Raw genomic sequence first — 24,487 nt, 5'->3', positions numbered from 1 at the left:
AGTAGCCTTGGGTTCAGCCAAAATACCGTCATAGACACGAGGAAATGTCTGAAGTACCCACAGGTTCGGCCAAATTCCTGTCATAGTCGGGAGGAAATGTCTGAAGTACCTCCAAGTTCAGCCAAAACATCGTAATAGTCACGAGGAATTGTCCGAAGAAGCCCCAGGTTCGGCCAAATTCCTGTCATTTACAAGCAGATTTGTCTGAAGTAGCCCCAGGTTCAGACAAAACACCGCCACAGTCACGAGGAAATGTCCGAAGTAGTCCCAGGTTCAGCCAAAACACCGTCATAGTCAGGAAGAAATGTCCGAAGTACCCCTAGTTCACCCAAATTCCTGTCATTTACAAGCAGATTTGTCCGAAGTAGCCCCAGGTTCAGCCAAAATACCGTCATAGACACGAGGAAATGTCCGAAGTTGCCTCAGGTTCGGCCAAATTCCTGTCATTTGCAAGAAGATTTGTCTGAAGTAGCCTTGGGTTCAGCCAAAATACCGGCATAGACACGAGGAAATGTCTGAAGTACCCACAGGTTCGGCCAAATTCCTGTCATTTGCAAGAAGATTTGTCTGAAGTAGCCCCAGGTTCAGCCAAAATACCGTCATAGACAAGAGGAAATGTCCGAAGAAGCCCCAGGTTCGGACAAATTCCCGTCATTTACAAGCAGATTTGTCTGAAGTCACTCTAGATTTGTTTTCTAAAAGTAATTACTTCATACAGATGTCTTTTATCAATCTGTGCATCTATATACCGCTCCTTTTTATGTTCTAAATTATCATAAAAGTAAATATAGACTCATAAAGTGTTAATGACATAGTGATTTTACGTTTAAGGAATGAAAGGAGGAGTCGCTTTGTCTCAGGGGAATCAATCGTGCCTGCGATTTTCATTAGAAGAGTCAGTGTGGTTTCAAAGAGGACAGGAAGTCGCGGAGCTTGTCTCGATTTCACTCGATCCGAACATAACCATCCAGGATAATGAACAATACGTATCCATTCGCGGATCGCTGGAGTTGACTGGGGAATATACATGCCACGAACAACAGCAAGAGAATGATGAGGAACAACTCTCTGCTCTTAAGTACGTTCATTCTGTCATGGAGAGGGAAGAAGGGGTCAATGAATTCCTTCACCGTTTCCCGGTGGATATCACAATCCCTAAAAACCGGATTGAAAGTATTTATGACATTGATATTCAGGTAGAAGGATTCGATTATGTTTTTCCGGAAAAAGACCGCCTGAAGCTGACCGCTGATCTTGCCATCACTGGCTTATACGGCGAACAACAGCATGAAGCTGATCAGGAGACTGACAGCGAAGAAGTGGAGGAACTGGAAGTCAGTTACCGTGAGGAGGCTACTGAGGAAGTTGATGCAGAGGTTGAAGCAGCATACGCAGAAACAGGAAGCCATAACACAGAAGATAGTGCTGAACCAGACTTCCCGGAAGCTCCTGCCTATTCATTTGTTCAGCAAAATGAAACATTAAATCAAGAAGAGCAATATTCCTATGAGGAAGAATTGTATGCTCCATTCAGGGCAGAAGCAAGGAAAGAGGCAGATGCCGAAGAATTAACTGAACCAGAACTGCAGGAGCAAAGAGAACACCAACCAGTTCCGGAATATGCTTTAAGTGACTTCAGAGGCGAGCCGGAGCCTGTTGCAGAGGTCGAAGTTGAGCAGGAAGAAGAAGTTGAAGTTGAACTGGAGATTGAAGACCAGCCAGAGGCAGAAAATGTGCCTGCTGAAATGGAGGAATCTCCGGAGAGCTCGTCTTCTCCAGTATTAAAAAAGAAAAAGCCGAACATGAAGCAAGGCATTTCAATCGCCGAATTTTTGGCGAGGAAGGAAGAAGAAACAGAAGTTGCCAAAATCAGAGTGTGCATTGTCCAGCAAGGCGACTCACTTCAGTCGATCTCTGAACGCTATGATGTGCCAGTCCAGCAGCTTCTGCGGGTGAATCACCTGAGTATTGACCATGAGGTCCATGAAGGCCAGGTGCTCTATGTTCCTGGAGTAGCTGTTCACAATACCTAACATTTACATGTCCTTGTCCAAGGGGAGGCTGGTTGTCAGGGCTGGCTTGGCTGCTGGCTGGGATTGCTATAGCTTTTAGCAAGGGCAGGTGTCTAACACCTGCCCAGCTTTGTTCATTCATATGAAGCACGGAAAGTAGGCGAGATTCGATGGATGATCGCAATTTTTTAAAAGAAGATTCTTCAGTGTTAAAACAATACCCTATCGATCCGTACTTTGCAGAGGATTTTGGCAAAGTAAAAAAAGTCTATACGAAGTCAGGGACCTTCGCTTTGAAAAAAATCCACCCGTATGAGGGGACGGATTTTATCAAGCATATCCAGCACCTTTATCAAAAAGGCTATAACAGGATTGTTCCAGTCTATCCGGCGAATGACGGACGATATGCAGTTCTGCATAATAAGTCGCTGTATTATTTAATGCCCTGGATGCAGAATGAGACTAGAGAGGACCAAACACAAAGACACCAGCAGTTGTTCAGGGAACTAGCGAGGATGCATACATTGTCAGTAAAGGAAATGGAAATCAGCAATGAAGTTAAGCAAGAGCATTACGAAAAGACGATAAAAGAATGGGAAAAGGAAGAAGAATTCATAAATGGATTCCTTGAAAGCTGTGAGAACAGAGTATATATGTCCCCGTTTGAACTGACATTCTGTCTGTATTACATTCAAATCAGTCAAGCAATCCAGTTCGCGAAGCAAAAACTTGAGACTTGGAATGAAAAAACGAAGGAGCAAAAGAAAACGCGGACTGTTACTCTTCACGGTAAAGTTTCTCCTGAACACTTCCTGTTCGACGAAAGAGGATATGGTTATTTCATAAATTTTGAGAAGGCGCGACAGGGGTCGCCGATTCAGGATTTGCTGCCCTTTTTAGCAAGGGCGTTGAAGACACAGCCGAAATATGGAGACGAAATCATCGATTGGATTTATGTCTATCTGAAGTATTTTCCGTTCCGTGAGGATGAAATGCAGTTATTCATGAGCTATCTTGCTTTTCCTTCAGGTATTATCCGTGTCGCGGAATTGTACCATCAGCGTAGGGTTGAAGTGGATGAGAGGAAGTTTGTCCAAAAGCTGCAGCGCCAGTACTGGCTCTTGAGCAACACGGGTTATGTAGTAACCAAGATAGACGAACTGGAGAGGCAAAAGCAACAGGCAAAACAAGAAGGAGCCCAGAGCTGAAAAATGCTCTTTGGCTCCTTAAATAATTTCGAATTTGATTGCCAGTGCAATCATGATGAATATCGATAACAGGAAGACATCAAATGTCGTCGGAAAGAAAAGTGTGCGAATCCCCTGGAACACGCAAAAAGGAATAATAAGCTGAGCACATACTGCACGCGCTGTCCTCGCCCACCTCGGGAGTGTATAAGGATTATACCTACGTCTCTTCATCGCCATCCCTCCAAACAATCAGGTATCCCTTTTTTCATTCTATGAATGAAAGGCCCAAAAAGTGCTTATTGTTCGCACATGAAGGCGGAAAAAGTATAAAATAATAAAAAGTAGGAAATGATGATTGACGTCAATCCCCTTTTTTGGGTAGTATAACTAATATACAAAAACACTATAAAGTAAAGCTTTGACAGGGAAGAGTACATGAGAAGCCAGCTTGAAGAGAGGGAGTCCAGTAGCTGAGAGGACTTCTAAGCAGGAACCATGGAAGGTCGCCCTTGAGCATCGCCTGGGAACGGATATATCCCCAGTAACAGGCGACGGTGAAAAGCCGTTATCCAGATTTGAGCCAGCAACTGAGGTGTTTTTACCGTTGCTGGGAAAAAAGGTGGTACCGCGAACATACTCCATTCGTCCTTTTAAGGCGAATGGAGTTTTTTTATTTTAAGATAAGAAAGTATAAATTTTCACTTTGAGAATTGTCTAGCTCCAGCGCCTAACCCCTCGAGTCGCTTCGGTCCGCCCAATGAAGTCAAAGAACGACTTCACTGGTCGGCCCTCCAGCGCTTGTCGGGGCTGAACAAGGCGCTTGCGCTTTTCTAATTCAAGGAAATGCATTTGAATGGAGGAAAAACTGATGGAAGAGAATTTGTCAATGCCGACTAAATACGATCCGTCTTCGATTGAGCAAGGACGCTATGAATGGTGGATCAATGGGAAGTTTTTCGAAGCGAAAAACGATGAAACGAAAAAGCCTTATACAATCGTCATTCCGCCGCCAAACGTAACTGGGAAGCTGCATCTGGGCCATGCATGGGATACAGCGCTTCAGGATATCCTTACACGCATGAAGCGGATGCAGGGATACGATGTTCTATGGCTTCCGGGAATGGACCATGCGGGCATTGCGACACAGGCAAAGGTTGACGAAAAACTTCGCAGCCAGGGCATCAACCGCTATGAACTGGGTCGCGAAAAGTTCCTTGAGGAATCATGGAAATGGAAAGAGGAATACGCACAGCATATCCGCCAGCAATGGTCAAAGCTTGGACTGGGACTTGACTACAGCCGCGAACGCTTCACATTGGATGAAGGGCTGTCAGATGCAGTTAAAGAAGTATTTGTTACCCTATATCGCAAAGGCCTCATTTACCGCGGTGAATATATCATCAACTGGGACCCTGCAGCAAAAACAGCTTTATCTGACATTGAGGTTATCCATAAAGACATCCAGGGTGCTTTCTACCACATGAGATATCCTCTGGCAGACGGAAGCGGCCACATCGAAATCGCAACAACAAGACCGGAAACGATGCTTGGCGATACGGCGGTTGCTGTTCATCCAGAAGATGACCGCTACAAGCATTTGATTGGCAAGACCGTAATCCTGCCAATCGTTGGCCGTGAGATTCCGATTGTCGGCGACGATTATGTTGATATGGAATTCGGATCTGGAGCGGTTAAAATCACTCCTGCACATGACCCTAACGACTTTGAAATCGGAAACCGCCATAATCTTGAAAGAGTTCTTGTCATGAACGAAGATGGCTCTATGAACGCCAAAGCTGGCAAGTACCAGGGTATGGACCGTTTCGAGTGCCGCAAGCAAATAGTCAAAGATCTTCAGGAAGAAGGCATACTGTTTAAGATTGAAGAGCATATGCACTCAGTGGGACACTCTGAGCGAAGCGGAGCTGTAGTCGAGCCGTATCTTTCAACTCAATGGTTCGTTAAAATGCAGCCGCTAGCTGATGAAGCAATCGCCCTGCAGAGCAAAGAAGAGAAGGTTAATTTCGTACCTGAGCGCTTCGAAAACACCTATATGCGCTGGATGGAAAACATCCGTGACTGGTGTATTTCCCGCCAGCTATGGTGGGGCCACCGAATTCCTGCCTGGTACCATAAAGAAACAGGCGAGGTATACGTTGACCACGAGCCGCCGGCTGACGCTGAAAATTGGGAACAGGACAACGACGTTCTTGATACATGGTTTAGCTCAGCACTATGGCCTTTCTCAACAATGGGCTGGCCTAATGAGGAGGCTGCAGATTTTAAGCGCTACTATCCAACCGACGCCCTTGTAACTGGTTATGATATCATCGCTTTCTGGGTATCAAGGATGATCTTCCAGGGCCTTGAGTTCACTGGCCAGAGACCATTCAAGGATGTACTGATCCACGGACTCGTTCGTGCAGAAGATGGCCGTAAGATGAGTAAGTCACTAGGAAATGGTGTTGATCCGATGGATGTCATCGACCAGTACGGTGCTGACTCACTCCGCTACTTCCTGACAACTGGAAGCTCACCGGGGCAGGACCTTCGCTACAGTACGGAAAAGGTTGAAGCGACCTGGAATTTTGCCAATAAAATCTGGAATGCATCACGTTTTGCCTTAATGAACATGAACGGCATGAAGTACGAAGAAATCGATTTGAGCGGCGAGAAATCTGTTGCAGATAAGTGGATTTTGACAAGGCTGAATGAAACGATCGAAACTGTTACAAGACTTTCAGACCGTTATGAGTTTGGTGAGGTTGGCCGAGCGCTATACAACTTCATCTGGGATGATTTCTGTGACTGGTATATTGAAATGGCGAAGCTTCCGCTCTACGGCGAAGATGAAGCAGCTAAGAAGACGACAAGATCCATCCTTGCATACGTTCTTGACAACACGATGCGCCTGCTTCACCCATTCATGCCATTCATTACGGAAGAAATCTGGCAGAACCTTCCTCATGAAGGGGAGTCCATTACGGTTGCAAGCTGGCCGAAGGTTGACCCGGCTCTGACTGATAAAGAGGCAGCAGACGATATGAAGCTTCTTGTTGAAGTCATCCGTTCTGTACGAAACATACGCTCCGAAGTGAACACGCCACTTAGCAAGAAGGTTGATATGTTCCTGAAGACGAAGGATGAAAAGACATTAAGTATGCTTGAAAATAACCGTGGCTATATCGTTCGATTCTGTAATCCAGAGAACCTTGAAATCGGGCTTGAAGTCAACGCTCCTGAAAAAGCAATGACAGCAGTCGCTACAGGACTCGAAATCATCATGCCGCTTGAAGGCCTGATCAACATCGACGAGGAAATCGCCCGTCTTCAAAAGGAAAAAGAGAAGCTTGATAAAGAGGTAGAACGCGTCCAGAAGAAGCTGGCAAACGAAGGCTTTGTCAAGAAAGCTCCTGAGAAAGTCATTGACGAAGAACGCGCAAAGGAAAAAGACTACCTGGAAAAACGTGCAGCAGTCGAAGCACGCATTAACGAATTGAGAAACTAATTAAATATCAAAAATTTGAAGGCGAACCAGTATTGGTTCGTCTTCATCTTGAATTGAGGTGTGTTACATGTTTGATACATATGAACAGGCAATTGATTGGATCCATGCAAGACTAAGACTTGGAATTAAACCAGGACTTTCAAGAATGGAATGGATGCTAGAAAGACTGGACCATCCTGAAAGAAGGATTAAAACTATCCACATCGGCGGAACGAATGGAAAAGGCTCCACAGTCACCTTTCTTCGTTCAATCCTGCAATCGGCAGGATATAGAGTTGGAACTTTTACATCACCATACTTTGAGCAATTTAATGAAAGAATCAGCATCAATGGCCAGCCTATCAATGATCAGGAACTGATTGAACTGACAAATGTGATCAAGCCTCTTGCCGATGAATTGGACCAAACTGAACTGGGCGGACCGACCGAATTTGAAGTCATCACAGCGATGTCTTTATATTACTTTGCGAAGATGACCCCTGTTGATGTGGCCATTTATGAGGTAGGTCTTGGCGGCCGATTCGATTCAACCAATGTCATTCATCCGCTGCTATCGATCATCACCAGCATTGGCCTGGATCACACGGCGATCCTTGGTGATACATATGAAGAAATAGCTTTTGAAAAGGCAGGTATCATCAAGAATGGTGTAAGTGTAATTACGGGAGTGAAGCAGCCTGAAGCACTGAATGTCATTAGAAAAAAAGCGATTGAAGGGAAGTCTCCGCTGTACCATCTTGGGGATGAATTTTCAACAAGTTCAAGAGAGTCTTTAAAACGGGGAGAACAGTTTTCATTTTCCAGCATGTTCGGCCAGATTCAGAAGCTGGAAACATCGATGATCGGTTCTCATCAGGTAGACAATGCTGCCTGTGCAGTAATGGCTAGCCAGGTCCTTGCAAACTACTATTCCTTTATGATTGATGAAGAGCATATAAGGGAAGGCCTGACTCAAGCATACTGGCCTGGCCGGCTTGAGATTTTAAGTGAAAATCCTTTAGTCCTGATCGATGGCGCGCATAACGAAGAGGGAATAAATGCGCTGGCACGTGAAATAAATTCTCGATATGCCGATAAAAAGATTAGCATCCTTTTTGCGGCTCTAAAAGACAAGAAATTGGACAAGATGATTGCGACTCTTGAAGAAGCTGCCGACCAACTGACTTTCACAACATTTGACTTTCCGCGTGCAGCTTCCGTGGAAGAACTAATGGAAGTTGGCAGTAACAGCGGGAATAAAAACATCGCAGTTGATTATAGAAGCTATCTCGATAAGAAAATAAATGAATTGAACAAAGATGAAATTCTAATTGTTACAGGCTCTCTTTACTTTTTATCAGAAGCAAAGCCCTTTATCATGAACGTGTTGAAAAATAAATAAGAAAATTATGACATTGTATAGAAAGTTTGCTAAACTATTAGAAAAAGTGTGACTTTTTACCTAGGAAGGAGGCGGTTGATAAAAATGACTTCAATTGTGAAAAAATCAATTTGGTTCAGCTGGTTACTGATCGTCCCGGTTGGACTCTGGCTGACCTATCAAGTCTATCCGCCTCCTGGTGATATTTCATTGTGGGAAGTATTTACCTTCCTCTTATTGATGTCTGTCGTGGCTTCCATGCCAATGGTAGTCAACAATACGCCAATTTTTCTGATTCAATGGGTATCGCTCGCTGTATTCCTGACATACGGTATATTTGTAGAAATGGTCTTGATGCAAATTTCCGTGCTGATCCTTTTAATGCGACTTCGCGTACAAAAGTCTGATATATACAGATTTCCTCTGAACTCATTAATGTTCTTCATCGTATCATTAGTGAGTGGATTGATATTTTACACACTGGGAGGAACACATGGCGATCATTTGACGGACGATCCATATACGTACATCCTTGGAACAGTATATGGCATTAGTAATTACGGAGTTAATACATTATTCCTGATATTACTGCAAGCAGTCGTCCTAAAACTGAAGGGACCATATTTCGGAAAGGATTTCATCTGGGAAACCGTCACGACTTTGATCACTTTCCCTATCGGCTTTATACTTTTTGAACTATACCAAAGTGAGATGGGGATCTATTCATTATTGTTCGTCGGGATTCCTTTCGCGAGTCTATCTATCATTCTCAGTCTTTATTATTCAAGCGGCAAGGTAAACCACTTTTTGCAAAGTGCCGCAGAGATTGGCCACCAGCTCGCTGAAAGGCTGAAGTCGGATGATGTTCTTGACCTCTTTGTTCAAAAAGTGATTGAGATGCTGCCGGTTGACTATGCTTACATTTTGGATGTGGAAGAAGACAAAGAATTAAAACTCATTCATAAAGTGGAATTCGGGGAAGTCCTGGATCCGGTTGCCGAGCCTCTTGAAAAAGGTAGAGGAATAAGCGGGCTTGTATGGGCAGAGAAAAAGCCTGTTCTTTTCCATTCGAAAAAACAATGGAAGCATATTAATTCAGGCTATATTCCGGCAGGTGCAGAAAGTATCCTCGGTGTACCGATCGTTCGAAACAACCAGGTCATTGGTGTACTTGTCCTGGCCGCAAACAAAAAAAGAGCATTCGAAAAATCGCAGCTGATGATTATCGACATCCTATGTTCCTATTTTGCGGTTGCGGTGGAAAATGCAAGGCACCATGAAAAAACGAAGGAAAATAGTGAACGCTGTGCATTAACAGGACTATACAATTATCGCTATTTTGAAAACATGTTGTCATTAGAATTCGGAAAATTACAAAAAGGCGAAAGGGACCTCCTATCCTTAATCCTGCTCGACATCGACCACTTCAAATCCGTTAATGATACTTACGGACACCAAAGTGGTAATGAGATTTTAATCGAACTCGGTGAACGGCTAAGCAAGCGAATCGGAAATATTGGCTCGGTTGCCCGCTATGGTGGGGAAGAGTTCGTGATTCTGCTTCCAGACATGATGAAAGGCGATGCTCTTAAACTTGCGGAACAAATCAGGCTGTTGATTGCGGATAATCCGTTTACACTAATGCAATCGATGGATGACGAAGGAAAGCAGCTTGACGTAAATATCACCGCATCAATCGGCGTAGCCACTGCCCCGCAGGACGCCGAAGATTCACTCGCATTGATCAGACATGCAGACAGAGCTTTATATGTTGGTGCGAAGCGATCAGGGCGGAATCGGGTTGCGGAATATGTTAAGTGAAAAGGCTGATCCCAAGGGATCAGCCTTTTAGTATTGTACTTTGACACCTTCGTCTGGATCGATTGCCCATTGGCCATTTTCAGAAAGCTGGCATGTTTCAGCTCTTCCTGCAGGAAAGTTTTCATAAACTTCAAGGTTGCCTTCCTGATCCACCAGATAAGGCGTGCCAGAGATGCAAAATGAATAGGACTTTTCTTTCTCCGATAATTTGACTTTAAAAATGGCATCTCCGAGGATTTTAATCCTTGAACTGCCGTTAATCGTCAGTTTGTCATTGAAAAAGGCACTTCCGCTCACAATGAATGGTTTATTGTTCCCGCCGTTCCATGTGATTTCTTCTGCAAAATAAGTGGATGTACCGTATGTCCGAGCTTTATTCAATGTCAAGGGAGTAGAGATGATTTGGTCAAATTCTTGTGGCAGCGGTGCTTTAGCACCAGCCGAGAATTGACTTTGGCGCTGTTTAAGGATTGTTATACTGCCAGTAATGGTTTTTGATTCGTTTTCGGTAGATCCAGTGCTCATGAAGGCGACGATCAGAGCCCCTGATTGGGTTTTTCCTGATATGCCTGTTAAATCAACTTGGTAAGTATTGCTTTCTTTGATGTTTTTGACAATTTTTCCAACTCCGGACGCCTTTGAAACCATGGTGGACTTAAATAACTGGTCGAAATCAGGGATTGGGGGTGCATGGTTTTTATTCTTGGCCTCTTCTTCAGCTTTTTGGATGGCATCTTCAGTTTCTGAAAGGGCTTCCTTGACGAAGTTATTCAAGAGCGCATCATAATGAGCGACTCCCATCTCAGCTAGGTCTGTGGCTCGATTGATCTCATCTGTCTTGTTGAACTGCTTGCGAGCTGAAAGGGCCATTCCACTCAATGATATGGCGAAGGTGAAGGTGATGGTGATTATCAGCAAAACCAGGACAAGTGCATAGCCTTTTTCATTTTTCATCACGAGCCCCTCCTAATATCTTTTGATAATTGTTTCCATTTCATAGGTTTGTCCGGTTTTATCCTTAAGGAGTAAATGGATTGATAGAGGAGTATCCGAATAAATCATTTTTTTTTCAGAAAATGATTCTGGTTCTGGAAAACCGGCTTTGATTTGTAGTGAGTATCTGGCATCACCAAGTATTTGTTCGCTGTCTGTTACCCCGATGTGTGCAGACTGAGCCGAAGCATTGTAGTCAATGATATATTCATCGTATTTTAAATGATATTGCTTGATAGTTGCGATGATCACGTTCGCTGTCTGGTCCATATTATTTTTAGCCGAGATTTGATTATAGTTTTTATTAAAGCTAAAGAAAACTCCATATATGAGAGCAGAAGCGACCATTAAGATCGAAATCGCAGCGAGCAGTTCGTATAATGTGAGTCCACGTTCGTCTTTCAAGATATCACCTTCTTATATATGTAAAAGTTCTTGAGTTACTTTCGGGGTTGTTGGTATCTTGTACAGACACTTCCACGGCAATTAATCCTTCTGTACCCTTACTGAATTCAGCGAAAATCTTTTGGGAACTGCCGAATGAACGGCCCAATAGGCCTGATAATTTGTCTTCATCAAGGTTACATGGAAGACTTGGACATTCAGTGCTGGTGCTCAGTATATCCCTTGTAAGCTTCACTTCTATTAAATTCACAATTTGCTGAGCGGTCTGGGTTGTACTGATCTTGTCTTCATTTTTCTTCACAAACAGTGCTGATTGTGTGAAAAAACCAGCAAAAGATGTAAGAACTATAACTAGAAGTACAATTGACAGCAACACTTCCAGCAAAGTGATTCCTTTTTGGTCATCCAACTTTCTGCCCAAGTCATTGCTCCTCCGTCTATTAAATCTATTAATTTTATTATACAATAGAAGAGAGAGAATTTTGTCGTATTTACAGATAATAGTTTGATATATTGCTGTTTTATGTATAAAAAAAGTAAAGAATACAACGAAGCATGGAGTGAGACAATGATAAGCCTGTTACTTCTTTTTCTATCTACAGTTTTTAGCGCTGTACTCATTTACATCATTCCATTTGGCCTGGAAAAAAGGCAGAAAAAGTTAATTGCTGTCACCGCTCCTGTAGTTGGTTCTTTGGGATTGGCTTTTAGCTTGATTGCCTCACCCTGGCAGTCACTACTGGTTATGGTATTATTGGGTTTTTCGGCAGGCTACGTAATAATCAGCAGGGCAACAGCAAATCTTGAATCCGAAGAGACAATATCAAGGGTGATGGATTCAGGTGATTTATCGAAGTTGGACGATCATCATGTTTTACCAAAATCGATTGATAAAGATGAAAACTTCAATCTAGCTTTGAATGAGAGACATCTCGAAAAGGCTGTTTCCTCAAAAGAGGAAGAAATAAGAATGATAGAGGATATCTCATTCTTGGAAGCAAGAAACGATCGTGAGTTTGAATTAGAGAAATTAGAGGCAATCCCTGTGCTGAACTTTGAAGCTCCAAAAGAAGAAGTTGACGATGCAGCCTACGAAAACCAGCATTCTTAGTACAATACAATCTTTTTTTAAGGGGAATATATGTGAAAAAACGCCAAATAATAAAAGTCTCGTTGATTGTCATTGTTTTTTCATTATTTACATACAGTTTCACTTATTTTGGTGCTTCAGCCTTGAGCTCCCAAAAAGGTGTGGAATCTATATTTTCGGATCATACTTTCATCGGGACGATCGATGTATCAAACAAAACAAAAGAAGAAGCCAGAGTTTTGTTGGAAGCACGTTGGAACGAATGGTCTTCCAATGCGAAAGTGGCAATGATTTATAAAGAACAAGCCTACTCGGTTAAGGCGGGAAGTTTCATCTTTTTAACAGACCAGACGGTTAGCTCTGCAATTGATGGACAACAGAATGAACTCTTTGTTGAGATGAAATCTTTAAATGGAGTTTTGCCTGACACAATCGATAACCGTTTGAACTTGGAAGTGCTGGAAAAGGATTTGGCGGAAGCTATTCAAGGATTAAATGAGAATATTGTCATCAAGTTGGACCGGTATCTCCCCCAAGAAGAATCAATAGAAGTTTCATCTATATCTATAAAATTGGATGATAATAATGAAGAGTTGTTGAGTTTTATAAAAATCTTCCCGACAATCGAGCTGGAACCTGAGTCACAGTTCTCGCTGGCATCTCTTGTAAAGGAAAGTGAATTACCTGAGCTATTGGACCATACCTACAGCCAAATAGCCACTGCAATCTATCAGGCCATCCTGCCCACGAACTTTCATATATCGGAGAGGCATATAAGCAGGGAGCTTACAGAGAATATTGAACCGGGTTTTGAAGCAAAAGTTCAATTTAATAAGAGAATGGATTTCAGTGTTTATAACCCTAATACTTCCACTTATACAATTGTATTCAACTGGAATAGCCCAGATCTGGAAGTTTCGGTTAAAGGAGAGCCATTCTTATACAAATACAGTATTCAAACTTTGGACAAGCAGGAATTTAGACCGAGGACGATCAAGCAATTCTCTCCACTATTAAATGTAGGACAAAAATCCGTAAAAGTGGAAGGAAGCCCTGGTGTAATAGTGAAGCTGGTTCGTGAAACCTATTCTCAAAAGGGAGAATTATTGAAAACAGAGGTATTGTCAGAGGACTTTTATCCTCCCGTCCACCGAATAGAAGTCCATCCCTTAAAAACAGTTGCCACTGAACCTAAATCTGGCACTGTTATCGGGGAGGATACAGGAGTTTTACCTGGAACTGGAGATTCGGACGCGCAGCCAGGCCAGTCCGCAGTAGAAACTTCACCTGGAGAAGATGAAGGTGAAGTTGAAACAAATGTAGAAGCTGACAAAGAAGAGGACGGTCTATTCGGCAAGCCGAATGAAGAACCAAAGTAAGCCAAAGTTCAGGAGTGAGTAATATGAGACAAATGAGAAGACGGCTTGGCGACTTGTTAGTCGAAACAGGATTGCTTTCAGAAGCTCAGCTGCAAGCCACACTAGCTGAGAAAACAGCTGGGCAAAAGCTTGGAGATGCACTCCTGCAAAGAGGGCTTATAACAGAGCAGCAACTGATTGAAGTTCTCGAGTTCCAACTGGGAATCCCGCATATCAGTTTGTATCGCTATCCATTTGATACTAAGCTTTTTACACTTATCCCCAAAGAAACAGCGAAACGTAATTTAGTTATTCCTCTGAAAAAAGAAGGGGAAAAGCTATTTGTTGCAATGGCGGATCCGATGGACTTTTTCACGGTGGATGATCTCAGGTTGTCAACAGGCTTCCATATAGAAACGGCGATAGCGACTAAGGACGATATCATTCGTGCGATTAATAAGTACTACGATAATAACGATGGACTTGATGATTTAATTGGCATCAGCACCCCGGTAATGGAAACTGTGCAGGAAGATAGTCTGACAGAGTCTGATTCTCCCGTTATCAGGCTGGTGAATCAGCTGCTATCCAATGCTTCTGCCAACAAGGCGAGTGATATTCATATCGACCCACAGGAAAGGAAGGTTGTCATCCGCTATCGTATTGACGGAATCCTGAGGGTGGAACGGGTGCTGCCGAAGCATATGCAAAACGTGTTGATTGCCCGGATCAAGATTATGGCGAATCTTGATATCACTGAGAACAGGACTCCTCAGGATGGAAGAATCAAAGCCAATCTTGATTTTCATCCTATTGACCTCCGTGTTTCTACTTTGCCAACCGTTTTTGGTGAAAAGGTCGTCATGCGTATACTCGATATGGGCAGTACATTGAATGACATCGAAAAGCTTGGTTTCAACAAGCATAATCTCAATCGATTTACGAACATGATCTCAAAACCTAATGGAATCGTTTTAATTACTGGTCCTACTGGTTCAGGGAAATCTTCTACCCTTTATGCCGCTTTGAACAAGCTGAATAGTGAAGAGGTTAACATCATTACGATTGAGGACCCTGTAGAATATCAGATTGAGGGAATTAATCAAATCCAGGTCAACCCGAATGTTGGCATGACATTTGCGGCAGGACTAAGGTCCATTCTCCGCCAGGATCCCAACATCATCATGGTTGGTGAAATACGGGATAAAGAGACAGTGGAAGTGGCAGTGAGAGCTTCTTTAACGGGACACCTGGTACTCAGCACGATGCACACGAATGACGCACTGAGTTCTGTAACAAGAATGCTGGACATGGGTGTCGAACCTTTCCTTGTCGCATCCTCGTTAAGTGGAGTTGTCGCCCAGCGGCTCGTCAGAAGGGTGTGCCGGGACTGCGCAGAGGCTCATGAGCCGACAAAACGTGAAATAGATATTTTTTCTAAAAGAGGAATTTCAATTGAGACTGTGTGGAAGGGAAGAGGCTGTTCTTCCTGTAATATGACAGGTTATCGAGGCCGATTGGCAATCCATGAGGTGCTGGCGGTGGACAATGAACTTCGCAGAGCGATCATGAATGAAGAGCCAGTTACGGTATTAAGGGAATTTGCTGTCAGAAATAAAACGATTTTCCTGATTGATGACGGACTGCTGAAGATTAAACAAGGACTCACCACGACTGAAGAAGTTTTAAGGGTAGCCATAACAGAATAAGCGGGGAGTTAACATGAAAGAAAAAATAGAGCATTTGCTGAGGTCAGCCTTTGAACTTAAGGCTTCAGATATTCACATAACTGTTGGCATTCCTCCAGTAATGAGAATCAATGGGGACTTAAGAAGATACGGGACAGATACAATTACACCAGATGAAATAGAAGCAATGGCAAAATCCATCGTTCCCGAAAATTCCTGGGATCTGTTCAAGTCGAAAGGTGAGTTAGACTTTTCGTATGGAATAGCAGGCATCTCCAGGTTTAGGGTAAATGCCTACCATCAAAGGGGCTGCGTTTCCCTGGCAGTCAGGATCGTTCCTACAAGAATCCCGACATTAGAGGAGCTGGAACTGCCGGAAATCCTTAAAAGAATTGCCGAAAAACCACAGGGACTTGTTCTCGTGACAGGACCGACCGGAAGCGGTAAATCTACGACGCTGGCGTCATTAATCCAGTATATGAACACGACAATGCGTAAGCATATTGTCACTTTAGAGGACCCGATTGAATATTTGCATAAGCATGGAAACAGCATTATTGACCAGCGTGAAATAGGTCTGGATACGAATAACTTCGCTAATGGATTACGCGCGGCCCTCCGACAGGATCCCGATGTCATCCTGGTCGGGGAACTGCGAGACCTTGATACGATACAGACGGCGATTACTGCTGCTGAAACCGGGCATCTTGTGCTGGGCACACTCCATACATCAAGTGCCCCAGCTACAATTAATAGAATACTAGATGTTTTTCCGCCGGGACAGCAGGCGCAGATTCGAATACAGCTTGCTTCTGTCCTTGTTTCAGTCATTTCCCAGCGTCTATTTCCTACTGTGGATAAAAAGGGGCGTAGAAACGCAACGGAAATTTTGATAAATAATGCGGCCGTAGCAAATTTAATCAGGAATGAAAAAATCCATCAAATTATCAGTATCATGCAGACTTCGAGAATTCATGGCATGCATACACTTGAGATGGACATCAAGGAGCTTGTCCAGAGAGGTATCATCTCTAAGGAAATTGCTGAACCATACTTGCTGGAGAAGATGGTTTGATATGGCTCGATTTAAATATACCGGACGCGACCGGACAAAAAAACGCTCAGGCACGATCACGGCAGGTTCCAAACGTGAAGCATTGGAAAAGCTTCGTGAGGAAGGAATCAGGACTACAGAAATAATCGAAGTGCCTGAAACTTGGCTGACAAAAGATATTACAATCGGAAATCCTGTGAAGCTTCAGCATCTGGTCATCTATCTACGCCAGTTTGCTACCTTGTTAAAAGCCGGGGTCTCGGTTGTGGAATCAACAAAAATTTTAGCGAAACAAACGGATAGTAAAGCATTGAAGAAAGCACTGCTGGATATTGAAGCAGAACTGCGAGAAGGGGTTCAGCTGTCAGAAGCAACCGCCAAGCACAGTAAAATCTTTTCTTCCATGTATATTAATATGGTGAAAGCAGGAGAAGCGGGCGGAAATATGGATGAGACGCTGGAGCGGCTTGCTGAACACTATGAAAAGCAGCATAACACCCGGCAGAAGGTCATCGCCGCAATCAGTTATCCAGCTGTAATTGCGGTAATTGCGATACTGGTGGTCATCTTTTTACTAGTTTCGATAGTACCAACCTTTGTTGGCATGTTCGAGGATTTTGGCGGGGAACTGCCGGCAATTACAAAATTTGTCCTTGCAGCAAGTGAGTTCATGCAAGCCTTTTGGTGGCTGATTCTGCTGTTACTGGTGGGTGTTGTTGCAGGTCTTTCGGCAATGAAGAAAAATAAACAGACAAAATATTATCTGGATTTTGCTATTCTGCGGATGCCGATTTTCGGAAAAATGATGCAAAAAGCAGTCCTGGCCAGAATGACAAGAACTCTAAGCTCTCTCTTTTCGAGTTCAGTCCCCATTTTACAGGCATTGTCAATTGTTGAAAATGTTGTAGAGAATGAAGTGGTAGGAAGAGTCGTTCGTGAATCTCGTGATGCGCTCGAGATTGGACAATCAATGACAGGACCAATGAAGAAACACTGGGCATTCCCGCCGTTAGTCACACAGATGATTGCCATCGGTGAAGAAACAGGTTCACTGGACGCCATGCTTGGAAAAGTAGCCGACTTCTACGAAAAAGAAGTAGAGACCAGTACCGATCAATTAAAATCATTGATTGAACCAATCATGATCGTCATACTCGCAGGACTTGTCGGAACCATTGTTACATCCATCATGATTCCAATGTTCGACATATTCAATCACGTAAATTGATTTTGACCAAAAAGAGACAATTCTCTACACATTCTTTATATGAAAATTATTATCTATCATCTATAATATGATTAGATACATATTCCAATAGTCGTGGGTAAAATTTACTAAAAGGAGAGAAATATTATGTTAAAAGCAATCAAGAAAAAAATGAAAGATCAAAGAGGTTTGACGCTAGTTGAACTTTTGGCTGTAGTTGTTATTTTGGGGATTATTAGTGCGATTGCCGTGCCGAGTATTGGCGGGCTAATTGATAACTCTAGAAAAGATGCACATGTAGCCAACGCCCAACAGTTGGTCAATGCTGCTAAACTTGCTGTCACCGCTGATGAGACTCTTTTGGAGGGAACTGATTACTTAACTCTGGATTATCTAGTAGGCAAAGGGTATATTGAAGCTATTGATAGTCCGGATAAAGGTAGTGCTTATATAGGTGGAGAAAGTCCCTCAACTATCTTAAATGCGGCTCCAGAGGCTGGTTCTTACGTGAAAATCACAAATGGCTCGGTTGAATCAGTTAAATTGGTGAATTCTACTAGGGGTGTTCAGAATAGTGAAGGTGGACCGATTCTTGTTGGGAATTTAAAGAGAGATAATGTTAAATAATAGTTCCTTTGAGAAAAAATTAACAGGTAGGAAGCTGAATGGATTATGAATTATTAATTCCTTTAATATATGGCCTGTTCCTAGGCTCCTTCTACAACGTAGTAGGTCTGCGTGTCCCAGAAGGGAAATCAATCATCGCACCGCGGTCCTCATGTCCTAATTGTGGGCATCAGCTGCAGGCAATTGAGTTGATTCCGGTAGTTTCATATTTTATTCAAAGGGGGAAGTGCCGCCAGTGCAAGGTCGGCATTTCGCCCGTTTATCCTTTTTTTGAGCTTTTGACAGGGATTCTGTTTGCGGTGGCTTATCTTTTGCTTGGGTGGAGCGGTGAATTGTTCATTGCCCTGACTTTGATTTCATTGTTTATCATCATTACGGTGTCTGATCTTGCTTACATGATTATTCCCGATAAGGTGTTGCTTGTTTTTGCGGGTATTTTTATTGTTGAGCGTATATTTCTTCCTCTCTCTCCCTGGTGGGACTCAGTCGCTGGGGCAGTTGCAGGTTTCTTAATCCTCTTATTTATTGCCCTCATCAGCAAGGGAGGGATGGGAGGCGGCGATATCAAGCTTTTTGCGTTGATTGGCTTCGCAGTTGGTTTTAAGACTATGATTCTATCCTTCTTTTTTGCTACCTTTTATGGTGCTTTCTTTGGCATTGCTGCCATGCTTCTTGGATTTGTGAAGAGAAAGCAAGCCATTCCATTTGGTCCGTTCATTGCCATTGGTACTCTAACAGCCTATTTCTTTGGTGAAGAAATCTTAGGATGGTATCTTCGATTTTTCATGCTTGGATTCTAACTTATATATAAACAGCAAATTAAAATACAAGAATTAACATCAGTCTAAGAACAGTCATACATTAAGGAGTTTCAATCATGGCATTTTCCTTATTTTCCAGCAGTAACAAAATCGTCAATATCGTGCTCAATGACCATTCAATTCGTTTTGTGGAGTTAAAGCAGAAGAACCCGATTACAGTGAATCATTTTGGAGAGAGATATTTACCGCCAGGAATCATCTCAGATGGTAAAATCCTCGATTTTGCCACATTATCGAATATACTGGATGAGTGCATTGCTGAGTGGAAAATAGCTAAAAGGGAAATTCGCTTCATCGTACCAGATTCCCTTGTCATTATCAGGAAGGTAACTATTCCTGCTGATATCAACGAAGATGAAATCGAGGGATATTTATATTTGGAGCTGGGTTCAACCATCCATTTGCCTTTTGAAGATCCAGTATTCGACACGATCACCCTTGGCATAGTGAATAACAAGAAAGAAATTCTATTATTTGCAGCACCAGAAAAATACATACTTGAGTTTGAGGATTTATTCAAAAGTGTCAGACTTAAGCCGGTTGCCGCTGATATTTCACCACTTGCAATCTATCGTCTCTATCACCATCATGATATGGCTGTGAAAAATGAAGTATTGCTGACTGTCCAATTTGACCTTGATGTTGTCAGTTTGTGTATTTTTGAAGAGCAAATCCCTGTATTTATGCGCCATATCCCAGGGGATTTAAAGGATAACTGGAAGCTTTCACGTCCGGGAGAGGATCATTCAAGTCCGGAACTCGTTTATGATGGAGAAGTTTCTGATATTATATTCCAGCTTGAGGAAATCTATCGGGATATTACGAAACTAATGGATTTTTATCGATTTTCCCTGACTCAAGGAAAACAAGAGGTAACGAGAATATTAGTAAACGGTGACCATCCAATGCTGGACCGGGCGATTGTCGATATGAAAGAGCGGTTTGGTATGACTGTATCGACTATTAATATGAATCAAATGGGGTCCAAATCGGAAGGATTAACAGTTGCGTTTAACCTTGCTCTTGGGCTTGGCTTGAAAGAGGTGTAATAATGCTGGTTGAAATTAATCTTTTACCAAAAAAAGAACATAGAAAATCATCACAGCTTATTATCGCCGCTATAATCTTCATTTTAATTGCGATTATTATTTCCGTTATATATTTTCAGGGCAGGAGCTATGAAAATGAAATGGAGCTAGTCGATCAAAAAATCTTGACTCTGGAAAAATTGAATAATGCACAGCAGGAAAAATTGGCTGAAGAAAACGCTGGGAATTCAGTGATCAAGCTGCAGGAAGCTGTCCAGTGGATAGAGCAATACCCAGTTCTCACAGTACCGATTATGCAAAATATCATCTCCTTGTTGCCCGAACGCGGATTCATCCAAAGTTTTGAATACAGCAACATGGATTCTATCCTTGTGACGATTCAATATGATGCTGCAAGGGATTCTGCCTTTTACTTAAGCTCTCTTAAACAATCAGAATGGGTTCGGGAAGCTGAATTGATGAATGTTGTAGCCATTGAGACTGTAGAAGAGACTGGATCAATCAATGATTCTGAAGGAAAAACACTGCCACGGTATAGTGCAGCCTATAAGATTGTATTCCATCCTGAATTGTTTAAACCGGCAGCTGTTGAAGGAGGAGATGAATCATGAACCTCCGATTAGAAAGAAAGCATTACTTAATCCTTCTGGCTGCAGCTTTATTGTCTTTTTTAATTTATATCGCTGGTTTTTATCTTTATTTAGCTCCTATGAATGCTAGTTTGTCATTAAAGGAAAGTCAACTAAAGATGGAGAAGCAGCTTAATTCAACATTGGAAGAAAGGCTTGCTTCAGTAAATGAAACAGATTTTAGCAGCTCAGCTGAGTTGCAAAAAAGGCTTCCGGTTGATCCGATGGTTGAGCAGTTAGTCCTTGACATTGAAAAAGCAGAGGTCATTTCAAACAGCTTTGTTACTTCTATTGAATTCGATGCTAGCCAGCAGGCTTCCCCTACAATAAAACCGGAATTATCAGCTTCTGAACAGGTTACTGATGAGTCTGGGGGTCAGGCTGATAATTCCGTTTCTGAGGTGGAAGTAACGAATCCGCAATTAGAGATGCCGGACGGCCTGGTGAAAACAACAGCACAAATCAATGTTAGAGCGGATAACTACTTTAGTCTCGAAAAATTCATCTCAGCGTTAGAATCTCTTAGGAGAATAGTAGTGGTAGAATCTATCTCTTTTAGCGGTCCTCAAGAAATCTTCACTCTATCAGATGAAGAAGCACCGATAGAAATGGCGTTAACGATCAATGCCTTCTATTTTCCAGAGCTAGCGGAATTAAAAGACTACAATCCAAAAATCGAAACCCCAGCCCCAGCAAACAAGCGCAACCCATTCCCAACTTTCGGCGATTATTCAGAGGATAATCTATTAGAAGAAGAGCAGTCCGAAGTTGATGAAACACAGGGAACGAACGAAAACTAAATCTACTAAAAAAATTGACGAAAGCATTCTATAACAAGACGACAAAAGTCTTGTTATTTTTTTTTGCCACTATGATAGGATTGAGCAAAATAGGAACGGACAGGGGGAGGTACAAGCATTGGACAAGCAAGGAAAGACGATCACTATCAAGATTAATGGCAAGGACCGTCCGGTACACGCAGACAAAAAAATGCAGGATAATGGCAGCAAAAAGAAACCAAAACAAGAAGAACCCTTTGAAAAACCTAAATATTATAAAGAAAAAAGCAACAGTTACCAAATCACCGAGGTTCCCAAAGACCGAAGCAAGGTGTATTCGCTGGACAATGATGCTGTGTTGAATGAAACAGCGGCAGCCCAGGAACATACCGAGGAAAGCTTTGACTGGATCTTGCCTGATCCTGTCGAAGAAGAAATTATCAAAGAATACAAAATCGCTCCGAAGCAAGAAAAAAAGCCGAAAAAGAAAAGCATAGGCATTTCGGTTTGGAATACTAAGTCTAAAAAGAACAATCGTCTTTATACGACTATTATTATGAATGTCCTTTTTGCCGTTTTGCTCGGGACAGCATTTGGAGTGACATTCCTTAAATTCTTGCCATCAGAACCTGATACGGCTGCACCAGCAGTGGCTCAGCCAACACCAGGGCAAGCAGAAGAGAAACCGGCAGGCGGGAAGGAGTCAATTGAGTTAACATCGATCCCGACCTTTGTCGTCCAGAATGGTGTCTTCACAACAGAGGCTGCTGCCAAGGAAAGGGTGAATCTTCTGGCTGGCCAGGGAGTTACAGCTGAGTTATTTCCTGTAAATGGACAGTTTGCCGTCTATTTAGGAACTGCGGGAAGCATTGAGGCTGCGAAACAACAGGCAGAGGCACTGAAGGCCAAAGGTGTTGAGGTGTTCGCAAAACCATTCGAGATTGCAGGTGGGACGGCAGCCGGCTTAACAGCAGCTGAATCTGAATTCCTCAAGCAGGCACCCGAAATCCATTCTATCCTGATGAGCGGAGCAGCAGCTGGACCAGAGGAAGTCCAGAAAGCAGAAAAATACCAGAACATGATCAGCAAGATTGAAGACAAGAGTGTAAAGGATAAAACCGTCCTGAAGGCTAAGGCAAGCATGGAGAGGGCGGGTGCCGCTTTTATAAACTATCAAAAAAGTAAGGATGCCAACCAGCTGGCGGAAATGGAGATAAGCCTTCTGGCATTCCTGTCAGCCTATCAATCCATTGGCAAGTAATCTCTGCCGGCAATCATTTCTTGGCGGGATGGAGAAAGAATATTTCCCGGAAAATTGTACAAATTAACAGAGCCTTCGGCAAAATGCGCCAGGCTCTGATTTTTTTTGCCAGAATAAGGACTTTAGATTGTTTGAAATGGTGAACTTTGATAGTATTAGCTTGTATCTCCCTTTGATGCAAAAAGAAAAGAAAGGTGATTTTATGCAACGCCTCATTTTAGCCTCTTCTTCTCCACGGCGAAAAGAACTTCTTGAAAACCTCCGCTTGAAATTCGAAATCTCGAGCAGTGATGCAGACGAAAGTTTCAGTGAGTCCCTCAGCCCTGCTGAAGTGGTTATGGAGCTTGCTTCCAGAAAATCGGGAACTGTGGCTCAAGATTATCCTGATTGTTTCGTGATTGGCTCAGATACTGTCGTGGTCCATGATGGAGCAATCCTTGGGAAGCCTGAGAGCGGAAAAGAAGCCTTACAGATGCTCAAAAAGCTGTCTGGAAACACCCATTCAGTTTACACAGGAGTATCGATCATCTCCCCTGAGAAGGAAACGCGTTTCTATGAAAAAACAGATGTGACGTTCTGGGATTTGTCAGATGAAGAAATCGACACCTATATAAAGAGCGGTGAACCATTCGATAAGGCAGGGAGCTATGGGATCCAGGGATTCGGCAGCATGCTTGTCAAAGAAATCAGTGGGGATTATTACACAGTTGTTGGACTGCCTGTATCCAAGTTGATCAGGGAGTTAAGAAAAATCGGTTACAACCTTCCTTATTAAAAGAATGCCACAGAAACTTCTTCTACACTTCCCTCGTCATAATCAATGACTGGGAGGAAAACCTATTGTCTACAAATTCATTAATGATTAGAGATTATCCGCAAAATGAGCGGCCGCGGGAGCGATTTGTCCAGAATGGCCCCCAAAGCCTCTCCAATCATGAATTGCTTGCCTTGTTGCTTGGTACAGGCTCACGGGAGGAATCAGTCCTCCAGCTTGCAAACCGAATGCTTGCCCAGTTTGAGGGTCTCCGCCTTCTAAAAGATGCTACACTGGAAGAGTTAACCCAAATAAAAGGAATCGGTAAAGCAAAAGCGATCCATGTCCTCGCGGCAGTTGAAATCGGCAGGCGCATCGCCAACCATACCCTTGATGAACGTTATGTGATTCGCTCACCGGAAGACGGTGCGAAATATTTAATGAATGATATGCGCTTCCTGACACAGGAGCATTTTGTCTGCCTATACTTGAATACGAAAAATCAGGTGATCCACAGGCAGACGATATTTATCGGCAGCCTGAACGCTTCCATTGTCCACCCGAGAGAGGTATATAAAGAAGCGGTACGCCGGTCGGCAGCGTCTGTCATTTGCGTCCACAATCATCCATCCGGTGATCCAACCCCTAGCAGGGAGGATATAGAAGTGACGAAAAGACTTGCTGAGTCTGGGAAAGTTGTCGGAATCGAATTGTTAGATCATTTGATCATTGGGGAAAATAAATATGTTAGTTTGAAGGAAAAAGGGTATGTATGATACTAGGATTTTGATTGACGTTGCGATATAATATAATTTATGATTTTTGCGGACAAAGTTAAAATTTTGTCAGGAAATCTGCCTATGAACATTCAACTAATTTTG

The 24,487-nt window shown here is 42.9% G+C and carries 22 protein-coding genes and 1 other annotated feature; of the genes, 18 read left to right on the top strand and 4 right to left on the bottom strand.

Annotated elements, in window-relative coordinates; genetic code table 11:
- Positions 1–851 precede the first annotated feature (851 nt).
- Both spoVID and ysxE read left to right on the top strand, forming a co-directional pair.
- On the top strand, positions 852–2,033 hold the full coding sequence (gene spoVID / locus TY49_RS01005; protein WP_041964042.1) for a stage VI sporulation protein D: 1,182 nt from the start codon (positions 852–854) through the stop codon (positions 2,031–2,033).
- A 149-nt stretch (positions 2,034–2,182) separates the two neighbouring features.
- The gene (gene ysxE / locus TY49_RS01000; RefSeq protein WP_041964041.1) at positions 2,183–3,220 is read left to right on the top strand and encodes a spore coat protein YsxE; all 1,038 of its coding nucleotides are present in this window, start codon (positions 2,183–2,185) and stop codon (positions 3,218–3,220) included.
- A gap of 18 nt (positions 3,221–3,238) precedes the next feature.
- Here the strand turns inward: ysxE and TY49_RS00995 are convergent, their stop codons facing one another.
- A complete protein-coding gene (locus TY49_RS00995) occupies positions 3,239–3,433 on the bottom strand; it encodes a YszA family small membrane protein (protein WP_041964040.1) in 195 nt (64 codons plus the stop codon).
- A 178-nt stretch (positions 3,434–3,611) separates the two neighbouring features.
- Positions 3,612–3,855: a binding site (T-box leader), on the top strand.
- A gap of 215 nt (positions 3,856–4,070) precedes the next feature.
- On the opposite strand from TY49_RS00995, the gene TY49_RS00985 reads away from it, so the two are divergent.
- The 3 genes from TY49_RS00985 (at position 4,071) to TY49_RS00975 (ending at position 9,891) form a co-directional block, all read left to right on the top strand.
- Complete coding sequence (locus tag TY49_RS00985; protein ID WP_041964038.1) at positions 4,071–6,710, top strand: valine--tRNA ligase; 2,640 nt, start codon at positions 4,071–4,073, stop codon at positions 6,708–6,710.
- Between the two features lie 67 nt (positions 6,711–6,777).
- A complete protein-coding gene (locus TY49_RS00980) occupies positions 6,778–8,091 on the top strand; it encodes a bifunctional folylpolyglutamate synthase/dihydrofolate synthase (RefSeq protein ID WP_041964037.1) in 1,314 nt (437 codons plus the stop codon).
- Between the two features lie 84 nt (positions 8,092–8,175).
- A complete protein-coding gene (locus tag TY49_RS00975) occupies positions 8,176–9,891 on the top strand; it encodes a sensor domain-containing diguanylate cyclase (RefSeq protein WP_084135336.1) in 1,716 nt (571 codons plus the stop codon).
- 27 nt (positions 9,892–9,918) lie between these two features.
- Here the strand turns inward: TY49_RS00975 and TY49_RS00970 are convergent, their stop codons facing one another.
- The 3 genes from TY49_RS00970 to TY49_RS00960 are packed head-to-tail and all read right to left on the bottom strand — an operon-like array spanning position 9,919 to position 11,710.
- The gene (locus tag TY49_RS00970; protein ID WP_041964036.1) at positions 9,919–10,845 is read right to left on the bottom strand and encodes a hypothetical protein; all 927 of its coding nucleotides are present in this window, start codon (positions 10,843–10,845) and stop codon (positions 9,919–9,921) included.
- Between the two features lie 12 nt (positions 10,846–10,857).
- Positions 10,858–11,289: a PilW family protein gene (locus TY49_RS23735; RefSeq protein ID WP_052442034.1), complete on the bottom strand. Its 432-nt coding sequence runs from the start codon at positions 11,287–11,289 to the stop codon at positions 10,858–10,860.
- 4 nt (positions 11,290–11,293) lie between these two features.
- Positions 11,294–11,710 carry a type IV pilus modification PilV family protein gene (locus tag TY49_RS00960; protein ID WP_041964035.1) on the bottom strand — a complete coding sequence of 139 codons (417 nt, stop codon included), beginning with the start codon at positions 11,708–11,710 and terminating at the stop codon, positions 11,294–11,296.
- Positions 11,711–11,857: 147 nt separating this feature from the next.
- Here TY49_RS00960 and TY49_RS00955 point away from each other — a divergent pair, with 147 nt between their 5' ends.
- The 13 genes from TY49_RS00955 (at position 11,858) to radC (ending at position 24,382) form a co-directional block, all read left to right on the top strand.
- Positions 11,858–12,400, top strand: coding sequence for a hypothetical protein (locus TY49_RS00955; RefSeq protein ID WP_041964034.1), 543 nt, complete (start codon positions 11,858–11,860; stop codon positions 12,398–12,400).
- Between the two features lie 32 nt (positions 12,401–12,432).
- Complete coding sequence (locus TY49_RS00950; protein ID WP_041964033.1) at positions 12,433–13,758, top strand: VanW family protein; 1,326 nt, start codon at positions 12,433–12,435, stop codon at positions 13,756–13,758.
- Positions 13,759–13,781: 23 nt separating this feature from the next.
- Entirely contained in the window at positions 13,782–15,446 is a 1,665-nt protein-coding gene (locus TY49_RS00945; protein WP_041964032.1) for a GspE/PulE family protein, read from the top strand.
- A gap of 13 nt (positions 15,447–15,459) precedes the next feature.
- Positions 15,460–16,500 (top strand): type IV pilus twitching motility protein PilT, encoded by a 1,041-nt coding sequence (locus tag TY49_RS00940; protein ID WP_041964031.1) that lies wholly within the window; start codon positions 15,460–15,462, stop codon positions 16,498–16,500.
- Between the two features lies 1 nt (position 16,501).
- Positions 16,502–17,707, top strand: a complete 1,206-nt coding sequence (locus TY49_RS00935; RefSeq protein ID WP_041964030.1) for a type II secretion system F family protein — start codon at positions 16,502–16,504, stop codon at positions 17,705–17,707.
- Positions 17,708–17,833: 126 nt separating this feature from the next.
- Positions 17,834–18,313, top strand: coding sequence for a type II secretion system protein (locus TY49_RS00930; protein ID WP_052442033.1), 480 nt, complete (start codon positions 17,834–17,836; stop codon positions 18,311–18,313).
- A 38-nt stretch (positions 18,314–18,351) separates the two neighbouring features.
- On the top strand, positions 18,352–19,113 hold the full coding sequence (locus tag TY49_RS00925; protein ID WP_041964028.1) for a prepilin peptidase: 762 nt from the start codon (positions 18,352–18,354) through the stop codon (positions 19,111–19,113).
- Positions 19,114–19,190: 77 nt separating this feature from the next.
- Positions 19,191–20,183, top strand: a complete 993-nt coding sequence (gene pilM / locus TY49_RS00920; protein WP_041964027.1) for a type IV pilus biogenesis protein PilM — start codon at positions 19,191–19,193, stop codon at positions 20,181–20,183.
- A 2-nt stretch (positions 20,184–20,185) separates the two neighbouring features.
- Positions 20,186–20,794, top strand: a complete 609-nt coding sequence (locus TY49_RS00915) for a PilN family protein (protein WP_041964026.1) — start codon at positions 20,186–20,188, stop codon at positions 20,792–20,794.
- Entirely contained in the window at positions 20,791–21,612 is an 822-nt protein-coding gene (locus tag TY49_RS23730; RefSeq protein ID WP_052442032.1) for a hypothetical protein, read from the top strand. Before TY49_RS00915 ends, TY49_RS23730 begins: the two co-directional genes overlap by 4 nt.
- 118 nt (positions 21,613–21,730) lie before the next feature.
- A complete protein-coding gene (locus TY49_RS00905; protein WP_041964025.1) occupies positions 21,731–22,852 on the top strand; it encodes an SPOR domain-containing protein in 1,122 nt (373 codons plus the stop codon).
- A gap of 202 nt (positions 22,853–23,054) precedes the next feature.
- Entirely contained in the window at positions 23,055–23,627 is a 573-nt protein-coding gene (locus TY49_RS00895; protein WP_041964023.1) for a Maf family protein, read from the top strand.
- Positions 23,628–23,692: 65 nt separating this feature from the next.
- Positions 23,693–24,382: a RadC family protein gene (gene radC / locus TY49_RS00890; protein WP_041964022.1), complete on the top strand. Its 690-nt coding sequence runs from the start codon at positions 23,693–23,695 to the stop codon at positions 24,380–24,382.
- The last annotated feature ends 105 nt before the right edge of the window (positions 24,383–24,487 follow it).

This window comes from Mesobacillus selenatarsenatis SF-1, assembly GCF_000813125.1.
Taxonomy (GTDB): domain Bacteria; phylum Bacillota; class Bacilli; order Bacillales; family Cytobacillaceae; genus Mesobacillus; species Mesobacillus selenatarsenatis.
The sequence above is the reverse complement of the archived record's forward strand: the minus strand, read 5'-3'. Positions and strand labels throughout refer to the sequence as shown.

Excerpts from the sequence above, each read along its gene's own strand:
- TY49_RS00995 (WP_041964040.1), bottom strand. The coding sequence starts at position 3,433 with ATGAAGAGACGTAGGTATAATCCTTATACACTCCCGAGGTGGGCGAGG.
- TY49_RS00895 (WP_041964023.1), top strand. The coding sequence starts at position 23,055 with ATGCAACGCCTCATTTTAGCCTCTTCTTCTCCACGGCGAAAAGAACTT.
- TY49_RS00985 (WP_041964038.1), top strand. The coding sequence starts at position 4,071 with ATGGAAGAGAATTTGTCAATGCCGACTAAATACGATCCGTCTTCGATT.
- TY49_RS00970 (WP_041964036.1), bottom strand. The coding sequence starts at position 10,845 with ATGAAAAATGAAAAAGGCTATGCACTTGTCCTGGTTTTGCTGATAATC.
- TY49_RS00980 (WP_041964037.1), top strand. The coding sequence starts at position 6,778 with ATGTTTGATACATATGAACAGGCAATTGATTGGATCCATGCAAGACTA.
- TY49_RS23730 (WP_052442032.1), top strand. The coding sequence starts at position 20,791 with ATGAACCTCCGATTAGAAAGAAAGCATTACTTAATCCTTCTGGCTGCA.
- TY49_RS00955 (WP_041964034.1), top strand. The coding sequence starts at position 11,858 with ATGATAAGCCTGTTACTTCTTTTTCTATCTACAGTTTTTAGCGCTGTA.
- TY49_RS00940 (WP_041964031.1), top strand. The coding sequence starts at position 15,460 with ATGAAAGAAAAAATAGAGCATTTGCTGAGGTCAGCCTTTGAACTTAAG.
- ysxE (WP_041964041.1), top strand. The coding sequence starts at position 2,183 with ATGGATGATCGCAATTTTTTAAAAGAAGATTCTTCAGTGTTAAAACAA.
- TY49_RS00925 (WP_041964028.1), top strand. The coding sequence starts at position 18,352 with ATGGATTATGAATTATTAATTCCTTTAATATATGGCCTGTTCCTAGGC.
- TY49_RS00975 (WP_084135336.1), top strand. The coding sequence starts at position 8,176 with ATGACTTCAATTGTGAAAAAATCAATTTGGTTCAGCTGGTTACTGATC.
- TY49_RS00930 (WP_052442033.1), top strand. The coding sequence starts at position 17,834 with ATGTTAAAAGCAATCAAGAAAAAAATGAAAGATCAAAGAGGTTTGACG.
- TY49_RS00935 (WP_041964030.1), top strand. The coding sequence starts at position 16,502 with ATGGCTCGATTTAAATATACCGGACGCGACCGGACAAAAAAACGCTCA.
- pilM (WP_041964027.1), top strand. The coding sequence starts at position 19,191 with ATGGCATTTTCCTTATTTTCCAGCAGTAACAAAATCGTCAATATCGTG.
- TY49_RS00945 (WP_041964032.1), top strand. The coding sequence starts at position 13,782 with ATGAGACAAATGAGAAGACGGCTTGGCGACTTGTTAGTCGAAACAGGA.
- TY49_RS00915 (WP_041964026.1), top strand. The coding sequence starts at position 20,186 with ATGCTGGTTGAAATTAATCTTTTACCAAAAAAAGAACATAGAAAATCA.